Origin of the sequence: Enterobacter sp. ENT03, from assembly GCF_019218745.1 — a bacterium.
In the GTDB taxonomy this organism is placed as follows: Bacteria; Pseudomonadota; Gammaproteobacteria; order Enterobacterales; family Enterobacteriaceae; genus Enterobacter_D.
This window is the reverse complement of the sequence record NZ_JAHUXA010000014.1, coordinates 13,241-38,456: the sequence shown is the minus strand read 5'-3', so window position 1 is coordinate 38,456 and position 25,216 is coordinate 13,241. Positions and strand designations below refer to the sequence as shown.

The window sequence follows — 25,216 nt, the reverse complement described above, 5'->3', positions numbered from 1 at the left end:
GGAGGCAAACATGAAGACGTTTCCACTGCAAAGCCTGTCGCTTGCCGAGGCGCAGCAAAAGCAGTTTGCGCTGGTGGATACCATTTGCCGTCATTTCCCCGGCGCGGATTTCCTCGCCGGTGGCGATCTGGGGCTGAGTCCGGGGCTGAATCAGCCACGCATAACGCAACGTGTGGAAAACGTGCTGGCCGAGGCCTTTCATGCTGAAGCCGCTGTACTGGTGCAAGGCGCAGGGACCGGGGCGATCCGCGCTGCGCTTGCCGCCTTGCTCAGGCCCGGCCAGCGCCTGCTGGTACACGATGCGCCGGTTTATCCCACCTCGCGGGTGATTATCGAGCAGATGGGGATCGCGCTGATCACGGCAGATTTTAATGACCTGGCGGCAACAGAACAGGCCATTACTGAGCACCGTCCCCATGCCGCGCTGGTGCAGCATACGCGTCAGCAACCGCAGGACAGCTATTGTCTGGCGGAGATCCTGGCGATGCTGGCGCAGCACGGAGTGCCAACGCTGACCGATGACAACTACGCGGTAATGAAAGTCGATCGTATTGGCTGTGAATGCGGGGCGACCTTGTCGACATTCTCCTGCTTTAAGCTGTTCGGGCCGGAAGGTGTCGGGGCGGTGACAGGACAAGCAGACGCTATCGCCCGCATCCGCTCGACGCTTTATTCCGGCGGCAGCCAGATCCAGGGACCGCAGGCGCTGGACGTCCTGCGCGGTCTGGTTTTCGCGCCCGTGATGCATGCGGTGCAGGCGGGGGTGAGCGAGCGTTTGCTCACGCTGCTGAACAGCGGGCGTATCCCGGAGGTGAAACAGGCGGTGCTGGCGAATGCGCAGTCAAAAGTGCTTATCGTTGAGTTTCATCAGCCGATTGCGCAGGCGGTGCTGATTGAGGCGCAAAAACGCGGCGCGTTGCCGTATCCGGTTGGCGCGGAGTCGAAGTATGAAATTCCGCCGCTGTTTTACCGGCTTTCGGGCACGTTCCGCGAGGCAAAACCCGAACTTGCGCACGCAGCGATCCGCATTAACCCAAACCGCAGCGGCGAAGAAACGGTGCTGCGTATTTTGCACGAGAGCATCACGCAGGCTATCGCCGGGCAAATGCGGACGTAAAAAAACCGGGGTTTTCCCCGGTTTTTATCGGCGCAAGTGTAATTAAACGATTACTGTGCGGCCGCCGGGCCGCAGCCGCCGATGATTTTAGAAATAGAAATAGCCGGATGCAGCAGGTAGTCATAGCTACAGTTGTTGGCTTTATTCTGCACGTGACCCGTACAGGCGGAGAGGGTAGCGACTGCTGCAAACAGCACAGCGATTTTAACGATCTTCTTCATTCGATCTTCCTTGTCATTCAGAGTAATCAGCGAGTTTTTCATAATTGCGGTGGATATTTGCAAGGCGCAATATTTACATCGTCAATTATAACTGCATGATTATATTGAATTTTAAGGTGATCGCTTAGTCCGAAGCCGGACTGGTAAAGCAGGCGAAACAGTAATAAAGCCAGACGGCGCTGGCTTTATCCGGGGTTATCAATGGTTTGAAAACCAGTTGAGCTTATCGCGCAGGGCCACCACGCGACCGACAATAATCAGCGCCGGGCTTGCCACCTGGGTGGCCAGTTCACCCAGTTCATGGAGCGAACCGCTCACCACACGCTGTTTAATCGAGGTGCCGTTCTCCACCAGCGCTACCGGCATATCGCTTTCCATACCATGGGCGATCAGCTGTGCCTGAATGGTCGCGGCCTGGTTCAGCCCCATGTAAAACACCAGCGTCTGTTTTTCGGCCGCAAGGTTGGCCCAGTCCAGTTCCCCGCCAGTTTTCAGATGGCCGGTGATCAGCCGCACGCTCTGGGCATAATCACGATGGGTCAGTGGGATGCCGGAATAGGCTGAACATCCGGATGCTGCCGTGATCCCCGGTACCACCGAGAAGGGAATACCCGCATGGCACAGGGTTTCCAGCTCTTCGCCACCGCGCCCGAAAATAAAGGGATCGCCGCCTTTCAGACGCACGACGCGCTTACCGGACTGCGCGGCGCGCAGCAGGATCTGATTGATCTCTTCCTGCGGGACGCAGTGGTAACCCGCGCGTTTACCGACGAAGATGCGGTCGGCATCGCGGCGGACCAGATTCATAATGTCGTCGGAGACCAGGCGGTCATAGACCACCACATCCGCCTGCTGGATCTGTTGCAGGCCTTTCAAGGTCAGCAGCCCGGCATCGCCCGGCCCGGCACCCACCAGCACCACTTCGCCGCGCTTATCCAGCGGCTCGTTCAGCAGTTGTTCGGTGACGTCGCTGACGGCCTGGGTATCGTCATTAGCGAGCGACTGCGCGAGGCGATCGTTCACAAAGAATTTTTCCCAGAAACGGCGGCGCTCGCCCACGTTATTAAAGTGCGTTTTCACGCGATCGCGCAGTTTACCGGCATAGCCCGCAAGCTGACCCAGATGCTGCGGCAGCACGGCTTCGAGTTTTTCACGCAGCAGACGTGCCAGCACGGGCGAGGTACCGCCTGAAGAAACCGCCACCATCAGCGGCGAACGATCGATAATGGACGGCATGATAAAGCTGGCTTCTTTCGGCGCATCCACCACGTTGCAGAAAATACGACGCGCTTCCGCGGCGTCGCTGACGCGCTGGTTGACGTCGTTATCGTCAGTGGCGGCAATCACCAGCCAGGTGGTGTCGAGCAGCGCGTCGTTAAACTCGCCCGCCGCCAGCGTCAACATGCCTTCGTTTGCCCAGACGGTAAACTGGGGAGAAAAGGCCAGCGCGTTAACGGTGAGCCGTGCACCGGCTTCCATCAGCAGTCGGGCTTTACGTTCTGCGACATCGCCACCGCCGACCAGCAGGCAGTCGCGACCGTGTAATTGACAAAAGATGGGAAGATGGTGCACGACATTACCTCATTATTTTTATTGGCTCAGGGTTTCCGTGAGCGCCGCTTTCGCCGCAACGGGGCGTTCAGCGCGAGGAGTAGCATACCAATAACCCAGACCCATAAATACGGCACCGGATAACGTATTGCCGAGGGTTACCCACAAGAGGTTATGCCCGATTCCGGAGAGGGTATACGCATCACTGTGATGCCCAAACCAGGAGAGCGCGAACAGCGTCATGTTGGCAACGGAGTGCTCGTAGCCGGAGGCGATAAACGCCAGCAGACACCACCAGATGGCAAGGAATTTCGCGGCGCCTTCAGTGCGTACCGCCATCCAGATCGCCAGACAAACCAGCCAGTTACACAGGGCGCCTTTGAAGAACAGCACGCCCGCAGGCGCGGTGGTTTTTGCCAGCGCCGCAGTATGCACAAGGCTGGTATCGAGCGGTAACAGACTGCCGCCACCCCAGTTATAGAGCAGCGCGACGAACACCGAGCCAATCAGGTTACCGAGCCAGGTTTGCGGCAGGATAGTCCACATCTGGCCGTGGCTGATGGTGCCCGCTTTCACGCCAAAGGTCAGGAACATGGTGTGACCGGTGAATAATTCAGAACCGGCAATGATCACCAGCGTTAAGGCAATGCCAAAGGTTGCCCCCATCACCAGCGGACGAACGCTGGGATCGAGCAGATTGCCGAGAGTAAAAATGAGGATGATACCCAGCCCCACGTAAGCGCCCGCCATGGCGGAGCTGATCCAGAAGCCGAGGGGGTTTTGCGCCGAGAGTCGGGCAATACGCGCCGCGTTCGCGGCACACTTATTAATGGTGTCGGTAAACATAGTGATTATCCCAATGTATTGAAATAGAAAAACGTACGTAAAAAAGGGGAGGCAATGGGCCTCCCTGAATGCTTAACCGCGTACCTGCACCTGGCCATCCTTGACCCGCGCCTCGAAATGCGCGACGGAGTGGCTTTCATCTTCCATACACAGCCCATCCCGCAGACGGAAACGCTGTTTTTTCAGCGGGCTGGCGACCCACAGGTCGCCGTTGTGCTCGGCAATCAGCCCGCGCGACAGTACGCTCGCTTCAAAAAATGGGTCAATATTGCTGATGGCGAAAACCTCTTCGTCCTGACGCGGGCGAAAAATGGCCACCTGCTGATTATTCACCAGCGCGCACACGCCGGTCTGCGGAATGATGTCCGCGATGTTGCAGATAGTGTTCCACTGGCTCATACGGTTTCCTCCACCATGGTCACCGGAATACGCTCATAAGGCGTGGCCGGACGATGCTGTTGACGTTCCGGGACGATCTGCACGTTCGGATCGCGCTGCGGGCTGTTAATGAAGTGTCTGAAGCGCACCTGCGCCTGCGGATCGTTGACGGTTTCGGTCCATTCGCAGATCACCGCGTCACGCAGACGGGCCATTTCCGCTTCCAGCTGGGCGTTCAGGCCCAGCTTGTCGTCAATGATCACGCTCTTCAGGTAATCAATGCCGCCTTCCATATTTTCCAGCCATGGGGCGGTACGGGTCAGTTTGTCGGCGGTGCGGATGTAGAACATCATGAAACGGTCGAGATATTTCACCAGCGTATCGCGGTCGAGATCCGCCGCCAGCAGGTCGGCGTGGCGTGGTTTCATGCCGCCGTTACCGCAGACATACAGGTTCCAGCCTTTATCGGTGGCGATGATACCCACGTCTTTCCCCTGCGCTTCCGCACATTCACGGGTACAGCCGGACACCCCAAACTTCATTTTGTGCGGGGTGCGGATGCCTTTGTAACGGTTCTCCAGCTCCACGCCGAAGCCCACGCTGTCGCCCACGCCGTAACGGCACCAGGTCGAGCCGACGCAGGTTTTCGCCATGCGTAACGCTTTGGCATAGGCATGACCGGTTTCAAAGCCTGCTTCAATCAGCTGACGCCAGATTTCCGGCAGGTCATCTTTCTGCGCACCGAACAGGCCGATACGCTGGGAGCCGGTGATTTTGGTGTACAGGTTAAATTCGCGGGCGATACGGCCAACGATCATCAGTCCTTCCGGCGTGATTTCGCCGCCAGCCGAGCGCGGGATCACCGAGTAGGTACCGTCTTTCTGGATGTTTGCCAGGAAGTTGTCGTTCGTATCCTGGAGCGGCGTGTGCTGCGGTTTGAGCACGTACTCATTCCAGCAGGAGGCCAGCAGCGAGCCGATGGTCGGTTTACAGACTTCGCAGCCGTAGCCTTTGCCGTATTTGTGCAGCAGTTCGTCGAAGGTTTTGATGCCTTCCACGCGGATCAGGTGGTACAGCTCCTGACGGGAAAACGCGAAGTGTTCACACAGGTTGTGGTTAACTTCGATGCCCTGTTTCGCCAGTTCCGCATTCAGCACCTGGGTGACCAGCGGGATACAGCCACCGCAGCCGGTACCGGCTTTGGTTTCCGCTTTCAGCGCCGCGACAGTATGGCAGCCTTTATTGATGGCGGAGATCAGCATGCCTTTGGTGACGTCGAAGCAGGAGCAGATTTGCGCGCTGTCCGGCAGTTTATCCACGCCGATGGACGGTTTGCCGCTGCCTGCGTGGGCGGGCAGGATCAGCGCGTCCGGGTTCTCCGGCAGTTCAATGGCGTTCAGCACCAGCTGTTGCAGGTTGCCAAAGTCGCTGGTATCGCCCACCAGCACTGCGCCGAGCAGCGTTTTATTATCCGGGCTTACGATCAGACGTTTATAAACTTCTTTGCTTTCATCGAGGTACACGTAGCTGCGCGCACCTGGCGTGCGGCCATGCGCATCGCCAATACCGCCCACGTCCACGCCGAGCAGTTTCAGCTTGGCGCTGAGGTCAGCCCCTTCAAAGGCGTTGGTATTGCCGAGGATATGGTCAACCGCCACCTGCGCCATTTTGTAGCCTGGCGCGACCAGACCGTAGACGCGATTATTCCAGCTGGCGCATTCGCCGATGGCGTAGATGTCCGGATCTGACGTCTGGCAGGTGTCGTTAATCACGATACCGCCGCGTGCCGCAACCGCCAGGCCGCACTGGGTCGCCAGTTTGTCGCGCGGGCGAATACCGGTGGAGAAGACGATAAAGTCGATTTCCAGATCGCTGCCGTCGGCGAAGCGCATGGTTTTGCGGCCTTCAACGCCTTCCTGCACGATCTCCTGGGTATTTTTGCTGGTGTGCACACGCACGCCCATGCTTTCGATCTTACGGCGCAGCTGTTCGCCGCCCATCTGATCGAGCTGTTCCGCCATCAGCATTGGCGCGAACTCGATAACATGGGTTTCCACGCCGAGGTTTTTCAGCGCGCCTGCGGCTTCCAGACCGAGCAGACCGCCACCAACCACCGCACCGCGTTTACTGCGACGGGCACAGGCTTCAATGGCGTTCAGGTCTTCAATGGTGCGGTAAACAAAACAGTCCTGCGTATCAGAACCTTTGATTGGCGGGATCCACGGATAGGAGCCGGTCGCCATGATCAGTTTATCGTAATAGACCGTGCGGCCTGCGCTGGAGTGGATCACCTTTTCCTGACGGTTAATGGTGATAGCGCGTTCGCCGACCAGCACCTTAACGCCGTGCTTTTCGTAAAATCCTTCCCGCACCAGCGACAGCTCTTCAGCAGTGTGGTGAGAGAAGTAAGAAGACAGGTGAACGCGATCGTAGGCTTTACGGGGTTCTTCACAAAAAATGGTAATGTCGAACTGGCTGGCATCTGCTTTATCGAGAAGATCCTCAACAAAGCGGTGGCCGACCATGCCGTTACCAATAATAGCGAGTTTGACTTTGCTCATTTTTGCCTCGATTTCTTTTCTATTACTGCCTACCTTAACGATTCAGCAACGGCGTTTATTGATGTAAATCAATTACACCTTTACCTACCACTTAATGGGTAGATGATTGATTTCACGGGATTTTTATAAGTCTAAGAAATGTCAGGCTTTTCAGATTTGAGGAAAATCTGAGCAAAAAACAGGGTTTTTAAGAAAACGGTCTACTCCTAAAGTTCAGGCGTAATTTTCAGGGAAGGAGTAGCGATGTTGAAGCGGGGACCAGGGCAAAAAAAAGCCCCTCTCCGGGAGGAAAGGGGCGCAGAGATTAGTGCGCAGTTGCCGTTACGCCATGCTGACGATGGCGAGTCACGAAGCCCAGCACGAAGCACATGACGAAGACCACAGCGTACAGCGCATTCGCGGTGAACAGCGCCGCCTGCGGGCCGCTGTGGGCAACAATCGGGCCGGTGACGATAAAGGTCAGCATGGTGCCGATGGTGCCGCAGGTGAGAATAAAGTTAACCAGCTTCGGTGAAGCCACTTTAGTCTGCTGCGAGCCGAGCGTAATGATAGTGGTGTAGATCGCGCTGGAGAAGAAGCCCAGTGCCATGATAAACCACGCCATATGGTCGGCCGCGCTGGTGATGAACAGGTACATCAGTACCGCAGCCAGGCCTGCCAGAATGGTCAGAATGCGTTGCAGATCGAAGAAGCGCAGGATGAAGCTGAACGCCCACATGCCGACCATGTACGACATCCAGAAATCACTCACCAGTTTGCCCTGAGCGCTAACGTCCATGCCCATGCCTTTCACGTATTCCGGTACCCAGGCGATAAAGCCAAGCTGACCGAGGATGTAGCACATCGCCGCGATGGACAGGAACAGTACGCCGATGCCCCATTTTTCTTTCACTACCGGCTTGTCGCTCGGTGCGGCATGTTTGCCCAGCGCCGGGAATTCACAACCAATGGTCAGAATGAAGATGGCGACGTACACCAGGCCGATACAGGCGTAAACCCAGTACCATTCGATGCTGCGCGCCAGCAGGTAAGCGGCGACCATCGGGAAAATCATCCCGGCCATACTGAAGAAGGAGTCGGTAAACAGCAGGCGTGAACCACGCTGGCGTCCTTCGTACATCTGCGTAACCAGGAAAGTACCAATCGACATGGTGATGCCGCTGACCAGACCAAGCACGAACATGGCGGCAGAGAACAGCGCCAGGCTGTGGGTCAGCATCAGTCCGGCAACGGCCAGGATCATCAGCACAAAACCGAAGCGCAGCTGGGTTTTCAGCGGCACGATTTCCATCAGCCAGGCGTTCAGGAAGATAGAGATCAGGATCCCGGCGTTCAGGAAGGTGAAGGTGTTACTCATACTGGATACCGGCAGATTAAAATATTCTGCGATATTTCCCATCACCATCCCGGTGACGATCACCAATGCGCCGGTCAGGGCGTAGGAGAAGAAGCTGATCCATGTGAGCTTAATACGGTTGCTGTTAGTCATGTCTGGCCTGTGCATATAAGTGTAAAGCGCGTTGACAGCGCTGAGAACGGGCAGATTTTATTCAATAAAGTGATACATTTAAATGTTTAATAATGAATATGAAACTTATTGCAGTATTTATTATGAGATCGCTCACACTTTGACCCGTTATTTATCATAAATTTGTGAGGTTACAACTGTTTCAATTTCGTAAAATTAGGTAAAAGGCTGGCCTGTGGGCTACCGCCTCTTTAGAATCAACCCACTCGCTCTTTTACCGCTCTATGTTTAGGAATTCTCATGGTTAAAATGACTCTGGCGGCTGTCGCAGCTGTATTTGCTCTCTCTGCAATTTCCCCGGCTGCGCTGGCAGCAAAAGGTGATCCCCATGTTCTGTTGACCACGTCTGCCGGTGACATCGAACTGGAGCTGAATAGCCAGAAAGCACCGGTGTCTGTACAGAACTTCCTCAGCTATGTGAACAGTGGTTTTTATAACAACACCACTTTCCACCGCGTGATCCCAGGTTTCATGGTGCAGGGCGGCGGCTTCAATGAGCAGATGCAGCAGAAACAGCCAAACCCGCCGATCAAAAACGAAGCGGATAACGGCCTGCGTAATACCCGCGGCACCATCGCGATGGCGCGCACTGCGGATAAAGACAGCGCGACCAGCCAGTTCTTCTTAAACGTAGCGGACAACGCCTTCCTCGATCACGGACAGCGCGATTTCGGCTATGCGGTATTCGGTAAGGTTGTGAAAGGTATGGATGTGGCAGACAAAATTTCTCAGGTGCAGACGCACGATGTCGGCCCATACCAGAATGTGCCGACCAAACCAGTTCTGATCCTTTCCGCGAAAGTCCTGCCGTAAGCGTTTTGCACGGGCCTGTGCTGCCCGTGCTCCTCTTTGCTTCCCTGCGCAACGCCAGATTGCCGCTTATACTTGTGGCTCATGGGCGACATCAACAGGGAGGCGTCATGCCTAAAAAACTCACCGACCGGCAAAAATCCCGTCTCTGGGAGCAGCAGCGTAACGTCAATTTTCAGGCCAGCAGACGGCTTGAAGGCGTCGAGTGTGAAGAGATTAAACTGAGCGCCGATGAAGCGAACGCACGCATTGAAGCGTTAAGGGGGAACCATGAGCGATAAGTTTGGCGACGGGCGCGATCCCTATCTTTATCCTGGCCTTAATGTCATGCGCAATAAGCTTGGCATTCGTCAGGCGAAGCGTCTGGAAGAAGCCGCGTATGAATTTACCGCGCTGCGCGCCGCCACGCTGCCGTTAGGCACCGATACCCCTGGCCTGCCGCATCTGTGTGCCATTCACCACCACCTGTATCAGGATATTTTTGACTGGGCTGGCGACATCCGTGAGGTGGACATCTATCAGGGTGACACACGTTTCTGCCATTTCGATTACATCGAAAAAGAGGGCAACGCCCTGATGCAGGAACTGGAGGTGGAAAACTGGTTACAGGGCCTGGAAAAAGACGCTTTCACCGAACGCCTTGTGCACTACTATTGCGAAATTAACGTGCTGCACCCGTTCCGCATCGGCAACGGTATTGCCCAGCGCATTTTCTTTGAGCAGTTGGCGATCCACGCCGGTTTTTCGCTCGACTGGCGCGGTATCAAGCCGGATGCCTGGAGCGCGGCGAATCAAAGCGGCGCAATGGGCGATCTCTCTGCACTGACCACCATCTTCAGCAAGGTGGTCAGCGAAGCGAAAGAAGCCGAGTAAACCAATGCCCGGCGGCGCATTATGATGTGTAAGCCCGGCTGGCTTGCGCTGCCGGGCGATAAAACAGGTACAATCCCGGCATCGCATTTTTTGACTGAAAGATCCCCACCATGATCCTGCTTATCGATAATTACGACTCTTTTACCTGGAATCTGTACCAGTATTTTTGCGAGCTGGGGGCGCAGGTCGAAGTCAGGCGTAATGATGTGATTACCTTTGCCGAAATTGACAGCCTGTCGCCGGAAAAAATAGTTATCTCGCCTGGCCCCTGTACGCCGGACGAATCCGGCGTATCGCTGGACGTTATTCGCCATTACGCCGGCAAGCTGCCGCTGCTGGGCGTGTGTCTGGGACATCAGGCGATTGCGCAGGTGTTTGGTGCGCGCATTGTGCGGGCGCAGAAAGTGATGCACGGCAAAACCTCGCCGGTTACCCATACGGGGAAGGGCGTGTTTCAGGGACTGAACAATCCGTTAACCGTCACCCGCTACCATTCGCTGGTGATCGAACCCGCCTCGCTGCCTGACTGCTTTGACGTGACCGCCTGGAGCGAAACCCAGGAGATCATGGGGATCCGCCACCGGGAATGGGATGTGGAAGGGGTGCAGTTTCACCCGGAAAGCATTCTCAGCGAACAGGGGCACGAACTGCTGGCTAATTTCCTGTCGCGGTGATTATTTGTTGCCTTGTTGTGATTTTTTATGCATATTTCCTGCTTATATTTTCATGATTAATACAGCTAAGAATGGATGGGCGTGACACATGGCAACTGAAAAAAATGCAATTACCCGCGCAACATTTGACGACGTTATTCTGCCGATTTATGCACCCGCTGAGTTCATTCCGGTAAAAGGAAAGGGCAGCCGCGTGTGGGATCAGCAGGGGAAAGAGTACGTTGATTTTGCGGGCGGTATTGCCGTCACGGCGCTCGGTCACTGCCATCCGGCACTGGTTGAGGCGTTAAAAAGCCAGGGCGAAACCCTGTGGCACACCAGCAATGTCTTTACCAATGAACCGGCCCTGCGCCTGGGCCGTAAAATGATTGCGGCCACCTTTGCCGAGCGCGTGCTGTTTATGAACTCCGGTACCGAAGCGAACGAAACAGCCTTTAAACTGGCGCGCTACTATGCGTCCACCCGTCACAGTCCGTATAAAACCAAAATCATCGCTTTCCATAATGCCTTCCACGGGCGGTCGCTGTTTACGGTGTCAGTGGGCGGGCAGCCGAAATATTCGGATGGCTTCGGACCAAAACCGGCAGACATTATCCACGTGCCGTTTAACGATCTGCATGCGGTCAAAGCGGTGATGGACGATCACACCTGCGCCGTGGTCGTGGAGCCGATCCAGGGCGAGGGCGGCGTCACCGCGGCGACCCCGGAATTCCTGCAAGGGCTGCGCGAGCTATGCGATGAACATCAGGCGCTGCTGGTATTTGATGAAGTGCAGTGCGGCATGGGGCGCAGCGGTGAACTGTTTGCCTATATGCACTACGGCGTGACGCCGGATATTCTCACCAGCGCCAAAGCGTTGGGCGGCGGTTTCCCGGTGAGCGCCATGCTGACCACCCAGGAAATCGCCAGCGCGTTTCATGTCGGCTCTCACGGCTCAACCTATGGCGGCAATCCGCTGGCCTGTGCGGTGGCTGGCGCGGCCTTTGATATTATCAATACGCCGGAGGTGTTGCAGGGCGTAGGCGAAAAACGCCAGCGCTTCGTGAAACATCTTCAGACGATCGGCGAGCAATATGACGTGTTCAGCGATATTCGTGGCATGGGGTTGTTGGTGGGCGCGGAACTGCAACCGCAATACCGTGGCCGCGCGCGCGATTTTCTGCATGCCGCTGCCAGCGAAGGGGTGATGGTACTGAATGCCGGGCCGGACGTGATGCGTTTTGCGCCGTCGCTGGTGGTGGAAGAGCGTGACATCGACGAAGGGATGAAACGTTTTGCCGCGGCGGTAGCGAAAATCGTCCACGGCTAACCGTATTGCCCGGCGGCGCTGCGTTTGCACGGGCCGGGAAACTCGCAGGCCGGGTACGCGAAAGCGCCCCCGGCGAAGGTCTTAGTGTTTCTGCTTTCCTGTCCGCGTCAGCCAGATGCCGTGATGTGGACGCTGACGCCACGCCACCGACGAAATGGTGTGCATGGTGTTCAGATGTCCGATAATGCGTTGCAGATGCTGTTCCAGGGTGCTCATCGGGCCATGGGTTAACGTCTCCGGCGCTTCCAGAATATTGGCATCCCCTGAGGCTGCCGGCCCGTCATATTCCAGCCGTTGCTGACAACGCTGGAGCGCAATTTCACAGGATTCCAGATAACGCTGCGCCAGATCCGGCGTCAGCATGGTGTGCTCACGCGCCAGCGTGGTCATCGCATTAATATGCTCGACGATAAACTGGCTGTGCGTCACCCACAGTTTCATATCTTCCAGATAATGCGTGTTAAAGCCCGGTTCCTGCATCGCCTGATTGAGGGAGTTAAACAGCGTATTGTGTGCCTGATTGACGCGCATCCGCTGGTACGCCAGCGGCGTGGGCTGCGGATCGTCGCTGAGGATCAGACGGATGGCCTCCTGATCAGCCTCCAGCGCGTCGTGAGCATTCTGCCGTAACAACCCGCTCTGCCACTGGGGCCACAGCCAGACCATACCGCCAAAGGCGATCAGGCAGCCAATCAGCGTATCGATAAGCCGGGCGACAATAAACTGATCGCCACTCAGCGTCAGCAGCTGGAGTGAATACACGGCCGTGATGGTAAAGCCAACGGTCGCCCAACCATAATTCTTGCGAATAATCAGGTAGCTGATCAGCGTGATCACCAGCATACCCAGCAGCGTATAACCATCCGGTACATGAAAGTGCAAGGTGATCCCGGCAATAATCAGCCCCGCCATGGTGCCGCCCGCGCGGTGCAGAATTCGCACCCGCGTCGCGCCATAGCCATTTTGCGTCACCAGCAGCACCGTCATCAAAATCCAGTATGGCTTGGGCAGATGCAGGGCGATGCCCATCAGGCTGGCGATAGCGAGCATGACAGCAATGCGCGCCGCGTTGCGCAGTGCCGGGGATTTAAACGACAGATAACTTTTGAGCGCGGGGATCAACGGCTGGCGACGCTGCTTATCCGCCATCAGATCGCGCACATACAGTGGCCGCTGCGTGCGCAGCACCCGGGCGATACGGCTGAAGTGCCAGGCGCAGAACTGCCCGACCGGGTTATCCGGGTGCTGGTGGGCGATTTTTTCCAGCGCGCCGACCTGCTTATCCATATTAAAGCGACCGGGAAAGCGGTGATACAGGATGTCGTCTGCCAGTACCCGCAGCCGTGCGGCGACAACCTGCGCATTCCAGCGGATCACCGCTTCGGCATGGCTCTGCTCCACCAGCTTCTGCACTTCCTGCGGTTGGTGCAGGCTGACGGAAATATGTTCCTGTAAATCCAGCGCCATCTGGAATGCCCGCAGCAGGCGCTTGTAGTCGTTATGCTGATTAGCGGCGAGCATGTGCATTTGCTGATAGCACTGGCTGATCAGATCCACGGCTTTCTGCTGACGCGCCAGCAGCGGCGGCAGCGCTTTTTCCGGATCAGCATGCTGGGTTAACAGGCTGTATTTGGCTTCACAGTATTCCGCCAGTTGACGGTAGAGCAGGCTTAAGGATTCGCGCAGCGGCTGTTCGCGCCACATCCAGAACCACAGCCAGTTAAACAGCCCATACCATAGCGTGCCGGAGGCGTAGATCAGCAGCGGCTCCCACACCGGCATGTTTCCGGCAAGGCTTAGCGTAAAGATGGCGGCGATCAGTGATGCGGGAAGTAAACGCGCGTGCAGCGCGCTGATCTCCGCCGTCACGCCAAGCAGCAGCGCCAGCCCGCCGAGGATCAGTGGTAAGGGGATGCTTTCCGCCAGCAACAGCTGCACCGCGAGGCTACAGCCGGCAAACAGCGAGCCGCCAACGATCAGGCGTTTGAAGAAGCGTTTGTGCGGGGTATCGAGTCCGGCAATGTTGCAGCAGGCAGGAACGAGAGAGAAGAGTAAACCCTGTTGCAGGTGTCCTAAAGCGAGGCCGATAGCCACAGGGAGACACAACACCAGCGTTTGTCGCAGTGCGTAGTTGATTTCCGGGTGATAAATCAGCCTGCGCCACATGAGAATGCAAACAAAAACGGCGTCTTGCAAATGCAATACGCCGTTTGAGGGGCTTAGCGGGTTCCGTAAACCACGATGGTTTTACCGTGTGCAGAGATCAGGTTTTGATCTTCCAGCATCTTCAGGATGCGGCCTACGGTTTCACGGGAGCAGCCAACGATCTGACCGATCTCCTGACGGGTAATTTTAATTTGCATACCGTCCGGGTGGGTCATGGCGTCAGGCTGTTTGGCCAGGTTCAGCAGCGTCTGCGCGATGCGGCCAGTTACGTCGAGGAAGGCGAGGTTACCCACTTTCTCAGACGTGACCTGCAGACGGCGCGCCATCTGGGAAGAGAGGCGCATCAGAATATCCGGGTTCACCTGGATAAGCTGGCGGAATTTCTTGTACGAGATTTCTGCCACTTCACATGCGGTTTTTGCACGTACCCAGGCACTGCGCTCCTGACCTTCTTCAAACAGGCCCAGTTCACCGATAAAATCTCCCTGGTTGAGGTAAGAGAGGATCATCTCTTTACCTTCTTCATCCTTGATGAGCACTGCCACTGAGCCTTTAACGATGTAATACAACGTTTCCGCTTTTTCACCCTGGTGAATCAGCGTGCTCTTCGACGGGTACTTATGAATATGGCAATGAGACAAGAACCATTCGAGAGTCGGGTCTGTTTGCGGTTTGCCAAGCACCATGCGCGGTTATCCTCTGTTATAAGCTGGCTCCAGAAGCAGGATCAACACGCTGCGTCTGGGGTTGCAATCATATGCTTCCCTGTTCCTGGGAAGTGGCCGTTCGAAAATCCAGCCTTTAATGTTTGATGTCGTCTGCATACATGTACAACGTCAATGTATTACTGTAGCAGCCAGACTGTTTTAGCATAGCTTTTGCCGTGTGTCTCCTGGTGTCTCGCTTCAGCATGATGCAGGTCGCCTTCCGTTGCCAGATTTGTTATGTGCGCGTAATCTGAAGGGAAATTTACCGCGCCGGAGTGAATAAAATGCAAGCAAGAGTGAAATGGGTTGAGGGTTTAACGTTCCTGGGCGAGTCCGCTTCAGGCCACCAAATCCTGATGGACGGTAATTCCGGTGATAAAGCGCCAAGCCCGATGGAAATGGTGCTGATGGCCGCCGGGGGATGCAGCGCGATTGACGTGGTATCTATTCTGCAAAAAGGGCGTCACAACGTGACGGACTGCGAAGTTAAACTGACCTCTGAGCGCCGTGAAGAGGCGCCACGCCTGTTCACGCACATTAACCTGCACTTTATCGTCACCGGTAAAGACCTGAAAGACGCAGTTGTCTCCCGCGCCGTGGATCTGTCAGCCGAGAAGTACTGCTCGGTGGCATTGATGCTGGAAAAAGCCGCCACTATCACCCATTCGTTTGAGGTAGTTGAAGGCTGAGCCGGATAAGGCGTATCGGGTGGCGCTACGATTCCGCGACCTACAAAATGCTTTACCTGTAGGCCGGATAAGGCGTTCACGCCGCCATCCGGCAAAGAAATCAATGCCCGGCGGCGCAAGGCTTGCCGGGCCTACAGATTGGGGTAGGCCGGATAAGCGAAGCGCCATCCGGCACAAAAATCACTCGATCTTCTTCCCTTCCATCAGCCGCTGCACCAGCGGCAGCATGATCAGCTCCATCGCCAGCCCCATTTTTCCGCCCGGTACCACCAGGGTATTGATGTGGGAAATGAATGAGCCCTGCAACATCGCCAGTAGCCACGGAAAATCGATGCCTTCCAGATTGCGGAAATGGATCACCACAAAGCTTTCGTCGAGCGACGGGATCGCTTTCGCGGCAAAGGGGTTGGAGGTATCGACGGTCGGCACACGCTGGAAGTTAATGTGCGTGCGGGAAAATTGCGGCGTAATGAAGTTGATATAGTCTTCCATTGACCGTACCACCGAATCCATCACCGTTTCACGGGAATGGCCGCGTTCGCTGGTATCGCGCACCAGCTTCTGGATCCACTCCAGGTTGATGATCGGCACCACGCCCACTAACAGATCCACATGGCGCGACACGTCCTGCTGCGGCGTCACCACGCCACCGTGCAGCCCTTCATAAAACAGCACGTCGGTGGGTTCTGGCAGCGGTTGCCACGGTGTGAACGTGCCCGGCACCTGATTCCACGGCACGGCTTCATCATAGGTATGCAGATATTTACGCGACTGGCCGGTGCCGGTCAGTCCGTATTCGATAAAGGTCTGCTCCAGCAGTCCAAAGTCGTTGGCTTCCGGGCCGAAATAGCTGATATGCCGCCCCGCATCGCGCGCTTTACGGATCGCCATGTCCATTTCCGGGCGCGTATAACGGTGAAAGCTGTCGCCTTCCACTTCGGCGGCGCGCAGATCCAGTTGCGCGAAGATCTTACGAAACGCGAGGCTGGTGGTGGTCGTTCCGGCCCCGCTGGACCCCGTTACGGCAATCACCGGATGTTTGGCTGACATAGCAACGCTCCCTAAAACTGGTTTTATTCGCGAAACTGCTTCTTCGGCATGATGTTCACCGTTTCATGCAGTTCAGACCACACCAGCACCGCTTCTCCGGTTTGCAGCTGGCGCTTAACGTCGGCGACCTTTTGTTCAAGTGAACGCTCATGTTCACCATAATCAGTGCCTTCGCGCAAGACAAAGCTCTCGATCAGGCTGTCGAGCGTCTCGGTTGCCAGATCCTGCCAGGGGATAATCATTTACGCCTCCAGATATGTTGTCAGCCAGTCGGGGATGCGCTTTTCAAGCCACATTTCCGGGCGGCGCAGCGTCCCGCCAACAAAGCCCACGTGCCCGCCATGTTCTGTTAATTGGTACTCCACGTTAGGCGGTAAATAATCCGCCGCCGGAATAACATTATGATCCATAAATGGATCATCTTTGGCGTGAATGATAAGCGTCGGCTTGCGAATGTTTGGCAGTACGGGCATGGCGCTGCAACGACGATAATAGTCGATGGCGTCGGTGAACCCGTGAATGCGGGCGGTGATCAGATCGTCGAAATCACGGATACGGCGCATACGCCGCAGGCGGGCAAGATCCACCGGCAGCGAATCCGGGTACGCCTTCAGCTTGCGCATCGCGTTACCTTTTAACAGGTTCAGCAAATAGTGCTGATAAAAGCGCGAAAAGCCTTTATCCATATGATAGCTACAGGCTTCCAGCACCAGCGGGGCGGAAACAATCACCGCGGCATCAAGCGGCAAATCAGGCTCGTTTTTACCCAGCAGGCAGCCGAGCATATTACCGCCGAGCGAAAACCCCACCGCCGCCGTTGGCGCGGCGCCAAATTCACGGCGTAACCAGTGTAAAAACCAGGTGCCGTCTTCCGTTTCCCCGGAGTGATAAATGCGCTTCAGGCGATTAGGTTCGCCGCTACAGCCGCGAAAATGCATCACCACGCCGAGCCAGCCGCGGGCGCGGGCGGCATTGATCAAACCGTGGGCGTAAGGGCTGTGCAGGCTGCCTTCCAGACCGTGGAACACCACCAGCCGGGGCTTATGTTTTGCCGCGTGCGGATCGTCGCTCCAGGCGAGATCGACAAAATCGCCGTCCGGCAACTCCAGGCGCTGCCACTGAGGCGTGAACTGGAGTCGACGACGAATAAGGCGCGGCAGCATGGTTTGCAGGTGTGGATTGCCTGCGCCCGGCAGCGGGCGAAAAGACAGGTTATCGATGGGATTGTCTGAAATAGCTAAGGGCGTTGTCTGAGACATATGCGTGCAATATCTTCCTCGTAGTCTGCGCCTACTATACTCACAAACCGCGTTGCTGAGGATGAAATTGCGTTTCCAGTCCTGTCGTCTTGCCTGCCTTAGAGGCTTTTTGCGTTCCTTTTCCTGATCTCCATCACAAATTGTCACATTGATTATTACTCTCAGGCTAATGATTAAGCACAGGGCTTAATTGATGACTTTATCACCACAGCGCACACTTAGTGCAGTGTTAAGCAAATCAAAATGATGTGCTGAATCAGGAGGTTAATAATGTTATCAGGGCAAACGCCTGCACGGGTATGGAACACACGACGCACTGAGAAACAGCGTCGTCTGGCTTCTGTCCCGGTAGAAGGCAAAGTGCTGCCGACCGACGACCTGGTCGCCATGCTGGAAAAACTCATCGCCCCCGGCGACAAAGTGGTGCTGGAAGGCAATAACCAAAAACAGGCGGACTTCCTTTCCCGCTCCCTCGCCCAAGTCAGCCCGCAGAAAGTGCACGATCTGCACATGATCATGCCAAGCGTTGGCCGCAGCGAACACCTCGATATTTTTGAAAAGGGCATCGCCCGTAAGCTCGACTTCTCGTTCTCCGGTACGCAAAGCCTGCGCATTTCGCAGCTGCTGGAAGATGGCCTGCTGGAGATCGGCGCGATCCACACCTACATCGAACTCTATTCTCGTCTTTATGTTGATCTGTCGCCCAATGTGGCGCTGATCGCCGGCTACAAAGCTGACCGCAAAGGTAACCTTTACACCGGGCCGAGCACCGAAGACACGCCTGCACTGGTCGAAGCCGCAGCGTTCCGTGACGGTATCGTCATCGCCCAGGTTAACGAACTGGTGGATGACGAATGCGACTTGCCGCGCGTCGACATCCCGGGTTCCTGGATCGACTACGTGGTGGTAGCGGACAAACCTTTCTTCATCGAACCACTGTTTACCCGCGACCCGCGCCTCATCAAACAGGAACATATCCTGATGGCGATGATGGCCATTAAAGGCATCTATGCCGAGCACCAGGTGCAGTCCCTGAACCACGGTATCGGCTTTAACACCGCCGCCATCGAACTGCTGCTGCCCACCTATGGTGAACAGCTGGGGCTGAAAGGCAAAATCTGTAAACACTGGACGCTGAACCCGCATCCAACGCTGATCCCGGCGATTGAAAGCGGCTGGGTGGAAAGCGTGCACTGCTTCGGTGGCGAGCTGGGGATGGAAGAGTACATCCGCGCCCGTCCGGACATTTTCTTCACCGGTGCTGACGGCTCCATGCGCTCCAACCGCGCGTTCTGCCAGCTGGCAGGGCAGTACGCCGTCGATATGTTTATCGGTTCGACCTTACAGGTTGATGGCTATGCCAACTCCTCAACCGTGACCCGTGGTCGTCTGTCCGGTTTCGGCGGCGCGCCAAACATGGGCCACGATCCGCATGGTCGCCGTCATGCCACTCCGGCATGGCTCAACATGATCACCGAACCCGATCCCATGCAGCGCGGTAAAAAACTGGTGGTGCAGATGGTGGAAACCTTCCAGGCCGGGTCAAAACCGACCTTCGTGGAAAAACTCGATGCCATCGACGTGGCGAAAGCCTCGGGTATGCCACTCGCCCCGGTGATGATTTATGGCGATGACGTGACGCACGTGCTGACGGAAGAAGGTATCGCTTACCTCTATCGTGCCGATAGCATGGAGGAGCGCCGCGCGATGGTCGCCGCCGTTGCCGGGATCACTGATATTGGTCTTGGCGTGGACGCAAAACGTGTCGCCGACCTGCGCCGCAGCGGCAAAGTGGTTTACCCGGAAGATATTGGCATCCGCCGCACCGACGCCACTCGTTCGCTGCTGGCAGCCGGTAGCGTGGCGGATCTGGTGGAATGGTCTGACGGTCTTTATAACCCGCCTGCAAAATTCCGGAGCTGGTAATGAAACATCTGCCACAGATTGAAGCTTGCGGAGGTGCCGAATGGCTGGCGCGAACCGCCACCCAGTGTCTGATTGACGAAGCACGGTTAAGCCCGAAGCCCGGTCTGGTGGACAGTCGGGGGAATGGGGCGCATCACGACCTGACGCTGGCGCTGATGGAGTGCTCCGCGCGTAGCCTGACCCCTACGTTTCATGCCCTGGCGCAACAAAGCTGGCAACGTCCGGCAGACATTGCGCTACGGCAAACTATCGGGCGACTCGGCCGCGAAGGCGAACAGCAGATGATGGCTGCTACCGGCGGCGTAAATACGCACCGTGGCGCGATCTGGGCGCTGGGCCTGCTGGTCAGCGCGGCGGCGATGCTGGGCGGCAACGCCTCTGTACAGGCGATAGCGAATGTCGCCGCACAGCTGGCGCAACTGCCGGACGCCGCCGCGCCGAAAGTCTTTAGCAAGGGGCTGCGCGCCACTCACCGTTACCGGGTACCGGGCGCGCGGGAAGAGGCGCAGCAGGGTTTTCCGCACATCGTCCGACTGGCGCTGCCGCAACTGCATGCCAGCCGTCAACGCGGCGGTACTGAAACCCAGGCGCGGCTCGATGCGCTGATGGCGATCATGACCTCGCTTTGCGATACCTGCGTGCTGAACCGCGCCGGGATGACCGGGCTTGAAACCATGCGCGATGGCGCAAAAGCCGTGCTGTCAGCCGGCGGCACGGCGCAGCCTGCGGGCCAGCGTGCTCTGGCGCGACTGGATGCGCAGATGCTGGCGCTTAACGCCTCGCCGGGCGGTGCGGCTGATTTACTCGCCGCCACGCTACTGCTCGATCGTATCGCGACCTTGCCCTATTTATCTGATTAAGAGGATGTTATGGAACACATTACGATCTCTTTGCCTGCCAGCCGCACCCTGAGCGGTAAAGCACTGGCAGGCGTCGTTGGCTCCGGGGATATGGAGGTGCTTTTTACCGCCGACCAGGAGCAGACGCTCACTGTTGATATTACTACCTCCGTGGACAACAGCCGCGGACGCTGGGAAGCGCTGTTTAACCGTCTCACCCTGGCAGGCAGCCTGCCGTCCGGCAAGCTGGTGATCCACGATTTTGGTGCGACGCCTGGCGTGGCCCGCATTCGTATCGAACAGGTTTTTGAGGGGGTGAGCCATGCGTAATGACCGCAGTTTTATCGAATTAAAAGCGCGTGAACGCGCCCGCACGCTGCTGGACGACGGCAGCTATCGCGAACTGCTTGATCCGTTTGAAGGCATTATTTCTCCGTGGCTTGGGCCGCAGGGCATCGTGCCGCAGGCCGATGACGGCATGGTCGTGGCGAAAGGCACGATTAACGGTCAGCCGGCGGTGGTGATTGCCATCGAAGGCACCTTCCAGGGCGGCAGCATGGGCGAAGTGTCCGGCGCGAAAATGGCGGCGGCGCTGGAGTTAGCGGCGGAAGATAACCGCAACGGCATCCCGACGCAGGCGGTACTGTGCCTCGAAACCGGCGGTGTACGCTTACAGGAAGCCAATCTGGGGCTGGCGGCGATTGCCGATATTCATGCTGCCATTGTTGATCTGCGTCGTTATACGCCGGTTATCGGCATCGTGGCCGGTACCGTGGGCTGCTTCGGCGGTATGTCGATTGCAGCCGCGCTGTGCAGCTACCTGATCGTCACCCGCGAGGCGCGTCTCGGTCTGAACGGTCCACAGGTTATCGAACAGGAAGCCGGGATCGACGAGTACGACTCCCGCGATCGTCCGTTTATCTGGAGCATGACCGGCGGTGAAGTCCGTTATCAAAGCGGGTTTGCGGATGCGCTGGTTGGCGATGGGGTGAATGCCGTGAAAGGCGCGATGAACGACTTTATCGCCAAAGGCGTGCCGGAAAAACATCGCACCGATAACTACCAGTGGTATCTGGATCGTCTGACCCAGTTCGACACCCGCAAACAGGCCGATGCCGAACAGATCAAAGCGCTCTTTGCCGGGGAGGAAAAAGCATGAATACGACAGTAAGCCGTGGCGCATTATGGCTTGAAAAACTGGCGCCCAACGCATCACGTCTGAGCGGGTTATGCCCGTCTGTACAGGTGGCTGACGGTGAAATTAACGGTGAAGCGGCACGTTTTATCGCCGTGGTACCGGATGCGCACAATCACTATCCCCGCGCGGCTAAAGGTGAACTGGGGCTGCTGGAAGGCTGGACGCTGGCAAAAGTGGTTAGCGAAACCATCGCCGCCGACGCCGATAAACCGGTTAAACGTCCGATTGTGGCGGTGATTGATGTGCCGAGCCAGGCCTATGGCCGTCGCGAAGAAGCGTTTGGTATTCATCAGGCGCTGGCCGGTGCGGCGGGGGCTTACGCCAATGCCCGTCTGGCGGGTCACCCGGTGATTGGTCTTATCGTCGGCAAAGCCATGTCCGGTGCGTTTCTGGCGCACGGCTACCAGGCCAACCGCCTGATCGCCTTCAACGACAGCGGCGTGCTGATCCACGCGATGGGTAAAGCGTCTGCCGCACGTATCACGCTGCGTACCGTCGAGGCGCTGGAAAAACTGGCGGCGACCATTCCGCCGATGGCGTATGACATCAGCAACTATGCCACCCTGGGGCTGCTGGATCATCTGCTGAACATCAGCAACCCGGATGCGCCTTCCGATGCCGATCTGGCGGAGGTAAGCACCACGCTGCAACAGGCCATTCACGACGCCCGTCAGGACACCACGCTTAAAAACCGTCTCGGTGCCGACAACCGTCGCAGCTCGTCCATCGTGCGGGAGCGCATGCGCCAGAGCTGGTAAGTAGTAAAAAAAGACCTGCCGGAATGACCGCCCCGTGGGCACACTCTCTGTGCCCACGAGGAAGCGTGCATCTGAAAAATAATAAACATCGCGTCAGTGCTTACTCAATTCCTTTATAGGTGATTTTATGACTTACGTAATTGTTCATGCCCTTGCACCGATTTTTATCATTATGCTGCTGGGATTCTGGGCCGGTAAGGCCGGAATGGTTGATAACAAAAATGTTTCCCTGCTCAATATTTTCGTGATGGATTTTGCCCTGCCCGCCGCGCTGTTCAGCGCCACCGTGCAGACGCCGTGGGACGGCATTGTCGCCCAGTCGCCGCTGATCGTGGTGCTGACGCTGGCGATGTGGATCACCTACGCCATCATCTATTTCCTCGCCACCAGCGTCTTTAAAAAATCCCCACAGGATGCGGCGGTGCTGACCCTCACCGTTGCCCTGCCGAACTATGCGGCGCTGGGCCTGCCGATCCTGGGCAGCGTGCTGGGTGAAACCTCGTCCACCTCGCTCTCCGTTGCGGTATCCATTGCCTGTGGTTCCGTGCTGATGACGCCGTTCTGTCTGCTGATCCTGGAGCGTGAAAAAGCGCGTGCGGAAGGTGTTAACAGCGGCTCAACGCTGGCGATGCTGCCGGTGCTGATGTGGCGTTCGATTAAAAAACCTATCGTCATGGGCCCGCTGCTGGGTGTGATTTTATCCGCGATCGGTATTCATATGCCGGAGCTGGCGCTGGCGGCGATTAAACCGCTGGGACTTGCCGCCACCGCAGCGGCGCTGTTCCTGACCGGTTTGATCCTCTCGGCGCGTAAACTGCAAATCAACACCATGGTGATCACCTCGACCATTGCCAAACTGCTGATCCAGCCGGTGATTGCCTGGGGGATCGTGCTGGCGTTAGGCCTGTCTGGCCCGGTCGCCATTACCGCTATCCTGATGATTGCCCTGTCGGCCGGTTTCTTCGGCGTGGTCTTCGGTAACCGCTTTGGCGTCCAGTCGCCGGATGCCGAAGCCGTGCTGCTGTTAAGTTCGGTGCTGTGTATTCTGTCTCTGCCGCTGTTTATCTCGCTGACTTCAGGAATGTAAAACATGACTTCATCATCATTGCGCCCGCACGATCTTCTCTGGCTGACTGACCGCAGCGCCCTGCAAGGGGTGACTGAATCCTGGGTGGATACGGTCTGGCATGCGGGGTTGCCCGTGGTGGTGCGGCGTGATGTTGATGAGCAGGGGCGCATCCCGGTGGGGGTGCGCGGTCTGCGCCGCGACCAGCGTGCGCCAGGCTGGGTGGACGCACAGTATGCTGCGCGTGTCGTCACCCCGGAGCAGCTGACCGACGCCCAGGCGCTGGTCAACTCGCCCTTTATCTCCGCGCCACCAGTCCAGGTGGCGTTTCAGCTGGCGCAGCACGCCTGGCCGTGGGGCTGGGGGATCACCGGCAGCGTCGGCTATGCGCTGGCGACCGGTATCCCGGTGATCCATGCCGCAAGCGATCTGGATCTGCTGATCCGCGCCCCACACCCGCTGTCGCGCGACGCGCTGATGGAGTGGCAGCAGCGGCTGGCTACCACCCTGTGCCGCGCCGATACACAGGTGGAAACGCCAAACGGCGGTTTCGCGCTCAATGAGTGGCTGCGCGACGGCCAGGCACTGCTCAAAACCCGTCAGGGGCCGCGTCTGGTGAGCGATCCCTGGCGCAGGGAGGACTAATGAAAATTCTGTTTACCTTTCCCGGACAAGGGACGCAGCATCCCGGCATGTTGCAACAGCTGCCCGGCACGGCGCTTGCCGAGGCGCGTGCCGTGCTGGGTGCGGAAGTCGATACCCTTGATACGCCAGCGGCGCTGGAGCACACCCGCGCGGTGCAGCTGTCGCTGTTGATCGCCGGTGTGGCCTGGGCGCGCGAACTGAAGCGGCAGGGCGTGGCACCGGACATCGTCAGTGGCTTGTCGATTGGTGCCTACCCGGCGGCGGTGGTGGCCGGGGCGCTGGCCTTTGACGACGCGCTGCGGCTGGTGGCCCTGCGCGGCGATCTGATGGAACAGGCGTACCCGCACGGTTACGGGTTGACGGCAATCATGGGCCTGACGCTGCCGCAGGTGGAAGCGATCAGCGAAGGAAGTCATACCTGGATCGCCAACCTGAACGCGGAAACGCAAATTGTCATTGCTGGTCGTGATGAAGAGATGGCGAAGGTGGCGGAAAAAGCGATGGCGAAAGGGGCCAGCAAGGCGAAGCGTCTGGCGGTCAGCGTGCCATCCCACTGTGAGCTGCTGGCCCGTCCGGCAGAACAGCTGGCGCAGGCCTTTGCCGGGGTGAGTTTATCCCGTCCGGCATGCGCTTATCTGAGCGGCAGCACCGGACGGGTGCTGTGGCAGCCGGAGACAATTGCCGACGATCTGGCGATGAATATGGCGCGCACCGTGCGCTGGCAGGAGGCGATGATCGCCGCCAATGAGCGTGAAGCGCGGCTGGCCATCGAGATGCCACCGGGTGGCGTCCTGACCTGTTTAACCCGCCAGGCGGCCTGGGAAGGCGAGACGATTTCGCTGGAGCGCAGCGGCATTGATGTGGCGCGGCATCTGGCGAAACGCCTTCGCGAGCAGCGGTAACGCATTGCCCGGCGGCGCAGGCTTGCCGGGCCTACAAAATTACGCCGATCGCGTTGTCATGTAGGTCGGGTAAGCATTGCCGGGCCTACAACGACATAGTATGTAGATCGCGTAGGCCGGGTCAGGCGCAGCCGCCACCCGGC

General features: G+C 57.4%; 26 protein-coding genes. 15 read left to right on the top strand and 11 right to left on the bottom strand.

The window, feature by feature from the left end:
- Positions 1 to 10 precede the first annotated feature (10 nt).
- Positions 11 to 1,117 (top strand): aminotransferase class I/II-fold pyridoxal phosphate-dependent enzyme, encoded by a 1,107-nt coding sequence (locus KW828_RS16490; protein WP_218337414.1) that lies wholly within the window; start codon positions 11 to 13, stop codon positions 1,115 to 1,117.
- 50 nt (positions 1,118 to 1,167) lie between these two features.
- On the opposite strand, the gene KW828_RS16485 is transcribed toward KW828_RS16490, so the two are convergent.
- The 6 genes from KW828_RS16485 to tsgA form a co-directional block, all read right to left on the bottom strand.
- Positions 1,168 to 1,338, bottom strand: coding sequence for a YhfL family protein (locus tag KW828_RS16485; RefSeq protein ID WP_088220952.1), 171 nt, complete (start codon positions 1,336 to 1,338; stop codon positions 1,168 to 1,170).
- A gap of 198 nt (positions 1,339 to 1,536) precedes the next feature.
- Positions 1,537 to 2,910, bottom strand: a complete 1,374-nt coding sequence (cysG, locus tag KW828_RS16480) for a siroheme synthase CysG (protein ID WP_218337413.1) — start codon at positions 2,908 to 2,910, stop codon at positions 1,537 to 1,539.
- Between the two features lie 18 nt (positions 2,911 to 2,928).
- Complete coding sequence (nirC, locus tag KW828_RS16475) at positions 2,929 to 3,735, bottom strand: nitrite transporter NirC (RefSeq protein ID WP_218337412.1); 807 nt, start codon at positions 3,733 to 3,735, stop codon at positions 2,929 to 2,931.
- Positions 3,736 to 3,807: 72 nt separating this feature from the next.
- Positions 3,808 to 4,134, bottom strand: a complete 327-nt coding sequence (nirD, locus tag KW828_RS16470) for a nitrite reductase small subunit NirD (RefSeq protein WP_218337411.1) — start codon at positions 4,132 to 4,134, stop codon at positions 3,808 to 3,810.
- Positions 4,131 to 6,674 (bottom strand): nitrite reductase large subunit NirB, encoded by a 2,544-nt coding sequence (gene nirB / locus KW828_RS16465; RefSeq protein WP_218337410.1) that lies wholly within the window; start codon positions 6,672 to 6,674, stop codon positions 4,131 to 4,133. The genes nirD and nirB overlap by 4 nt, the downstream gene beginning before the upstream one ends.
- A 304-nt stretch (positions 6,675 to 6,978) precedes the next feature.
- Positions 6,979 to 8,163: an MFS transporter TsgA gene (gene tsgA / locus KW828_RS16460; RefSeq protein ID WP_218337409.1), complete on the bottom strand. Its 1,185-nt coding sequence runs from the start codon at positions 8,161 to 8,163 to the stop codon at positions 6,979 to 6,981.
- A 279-nt stretch (positions 8,164 to 8,442) separates the two neighbouring features.
- On the opposite strand from tsgA, the gene ppiA reads away from it, so the two are divergent.
- The 5 genes from ppiA (at position 8,443) to KW828_RS16435 (ending at position 11,868) form a co-directional block, all read left to right on the top strand.
- The gene (gene ppiA, locus KW828_RS16455; RefSeq protein WP_088220946.1) at positions 8,443 to 9,015 is read left to right on the top strand and encodes a peptidylprolyl isomerase A; all 573 of its coding nucleotides are present in this window, start codon (positions 8,443 to 8,445) and stop codon (positions 9,013 to 9,015) included.
- 107 nt (positions 9,016 to 9,122) lie between these two features.
- Positions 9,123 to 9,293 (top strand): YhfG family protein, encoded by a 171-nt coding sequence (locus KW828_RS16450; RefSeq protein WP_218337408.1) that lies wholly within the window; start codon positions 9,123 to 9,125, stop codon positions 9,291 to 9,293.
- Positions 9,283 to 9,885 (top strand): putative adenosine monophosphate-protein transferase Fic, encoded by a 603-nt coding sequence (locus tag KW828_RS16445; protein ID WP_218337406.1) that lies wholly within the window; start codon positions 9,283 to 9,285, stop codon positions 9,883 to 9,885. The genes KW828_RS16450 and KW828_RS16445 overlap by 11 nt, the downstream gene beginning before the upstream one ends.
- A gap of 110 nt (positions 9,886 to 9,995) precedes the next feature.
- The gene (pabA, locus tag KW828_RS16440) at positions 9,996 to 10,559 is read left to right on the top strand and encodes an aminodeoxychorismate synthase component 2 (protein ID WP_218337404.1); all 564 of its coding nucleotides are present in this window, start codon (positions 9,996 to 9,998) and stop codon (positions 10,557 to 10,559) included.
- An 88-nt stretch (positions 10,560 to 10,647) separates the two neighbouring features.
- Positions 10,648 to 11,868, top strand: coding sequence for an aspartate aminotransferase family protein (locus KW828_RS16435; RefSeq protein WP_218337403.1), 1,221 nt, complete (start codon positions 10,648 to 10,650; stop codon positions 11,866 to 11,868).
- Positions 11,869 to 11,949: 81 nt separating this feature from the next.
- Here KW828_RS16435 and KW828_RS16430 read toward each other — a convergent pair whose 3' ends face one another.
- Positions 11,950 to 14,034 (bottom strand): YccS/YhfK family putative transporter, encoded by a 2,085-nt coding sequence (locus KW828_RS16430; protein ID WP_218337468.1) that lies wholly within the window; start codon positions 14,032 to 14,034, stop codon positions 11,950 to 11,952.
- Between the two features lie 53 nt (positions 14,035 to 14,087).
- Positions 14,088 to 14,720 (bottom strand): cAMP-activated global transcriptional regulator CRP, encoded by a 633-nt coding sequence (gene crp / locus KW828_RS16425; RefSeq protein WP_000242758.1) that lies wholly within the window; start codon positions 14,718 to 14,720, stop codon positions 14,088 to 14,090.
- Between the two features lie 305 nt (positions 14,721 to 15,025).
- Here crp and KW828_RS16420 point away from each other — a divergent pair, with 305 nt between their 5' ends.
- Positions 15,026 to 15,430, top strand: a complete 405-nt coding sequence (locus KW828_RS16420; protein ID WP_088220939.1) for an OsmC family protein — start codon at positions 15,026 to 15,028, stop codon at positions 15,428 to 15,430.
- A gap of 180 nt (positions 15,431 to 15,610) precedes the next feature.
- Here KW828_RS16420 and KW828_RS16415 read toward each other — a convergent pair whose 3' ends face one another.
- Genes KW828_RS16415 through KW828_RS16405 form a run of 3 tightly spaced genes read right to left on the bottom strand, consistent with a single transcriptional unit; the run spans position 15,611 to position 17,739 of the window.
- Positions 15,611 to 16,480 carry a phosphoribulokinase gene (locus KW828_RS16415; protein WP_072571264.1) on the bottom strand — a complete coding sequence of 290 codons (870 nt, stop codon included), beginning with the start codon at positions 16,478 to 16,480 and terminating at the stop codon, positions 15,611 to 15,613.
- A 23-nt stretch (positions 16,481 to 16,503) separates the two neighbouring features.
- A complete protein-coding gene (locus tag KW828_RS16410) occupies positions 16,504 to 16,722 on the bottom strand; it encodes a YheU family protein (RefSeq protein ID WP_072571265.1) in 219 nt (72 codons plus the stop codon).
- The gene (locus tag KW828_RS16405; protein ID WP_218337401.1) at positions 16,723 to 17,739 is read right to left on the bottom strand and encodes a hydrolase; all 1,017 of its coding nucleotides are present in this window, start codon (positions 17,737 to 17,739) and stop codon (positions 16,723 to 16,725) included. It lies immediately after the preceding gene.
- A 270-nt stretch (positions 17,740 to 18,009) separates the two neighbouring features.
- Here KW828_RS16405 and mdcA point away from each other — a divergent pair, with 270 nt between their 5' ends.
- From mdcA to mdcH, 8 genes are all read left to right on the top strand, one after another.
- Positions 18,010 to 19,665: a malonate decarboxylase subunit alpha gene (mdcA, locus tag KW828_RS16400; protein ID WP_218337400.1), complete on the top strand. Its 1,656-nt coding sequence runs from the start codon at positions 18,010 to 18,012 to the stop codon at positions 19,663 to 19,665.
- Complete coding sequence (locus KW828_RS16395) at positions 19,665 to 20,525, top strand: triphosphoribosyl-dephospho-CoA synthase (RefSeq protein WP_218337398.1); 861 nt, start codon at positions 19,665 to 19,667, stop codon at positions 20,523 to 20,525. The genes mdcA and KW828_RS16395 overlap by 1 nt, the downstream gene beginning before the upstream one ends.
- A gap of 9 nt (positions 20,526 to 20,534) precedes the next feature.
- Positions 20,535 to 20,834: a malonate decarboxylase acyl carrier protein gene (gene mdcC, locus KW828_RS16390; RefSeq protein ID WP_072571269.1), complete on the top strand. Its 300-nt coding sequence runs from the start codon at positions 20,535 to 20,537 to the stop codon at positions 20,832 to 20,834.
- A complete protein-coding gene (locus KW828_RS16385) occupies positions 20,827 to 21,663 on the top strand; it encodes a biotin-independent malonate decarboxylase subunit beta (RefSeq protein ID WP_218337396.1) in 837 nt (278 codons plus the stop codon). The genes mdcC and KW828_RS16385 overlap by 8 nt, the downstream gene beginning before the upstream one ends.
- Positions 21,660 to 22,460 (top strand): biotin-independent malonate decarboxylase subunit gamma, encoded by an 801-nt coding sequence (mdcE, locus tag KW828_RS16380; RefSeq protein WP_218337395.1) that lies wholly within the window; start codon positions 21,660 to 21,662, stop codon positions 22,458 to 22,460. Before KW828_RS16385 ends, mdcE begins: the two co-directional genes overlap by 4 nt.
- Positions 22,461 to 22,587: 127 nt before the next feature.
- Entirely contained in the window at positions 22,588 to 23,547 is a 960-nt protein-coding gene (locus KW828_RS16375) for an AEC family transporter (protein ID WP_218337394.1), read from the top strand.
- Positions 23,548 to 23,550: 3 nt separating this feature from the next.
- Complete coding sequence (locus tag KW828_RS16370; RefSeq protein ID WP_218337392.1) at positions 23,551 to 24,171, top strand: malonate decarboxylase holo-ACP synthase; 621 nt, start codon at positions 23,551 to 23,553, stop codon at positions 24,169 to 24,171.
- Complete coding sequence (gene mdcH, locus KW828_RS16365) at positions 24,171 to 25,073, top strand: malonate decarboxylase subunit epsilon (protein ID WP_218337391.1); 903 nt, start codon at positions 24,171 to 24,173, stop codon at positions 25,071 to 25,073. The genes KW828_RS16370 and mdcH overlap by 1 nt, the downstream gene beginning before the upstream one ends.
- The last annotated feature ends 143 nt before the right edge of the window (positions 25,074 to 25,216 follow it).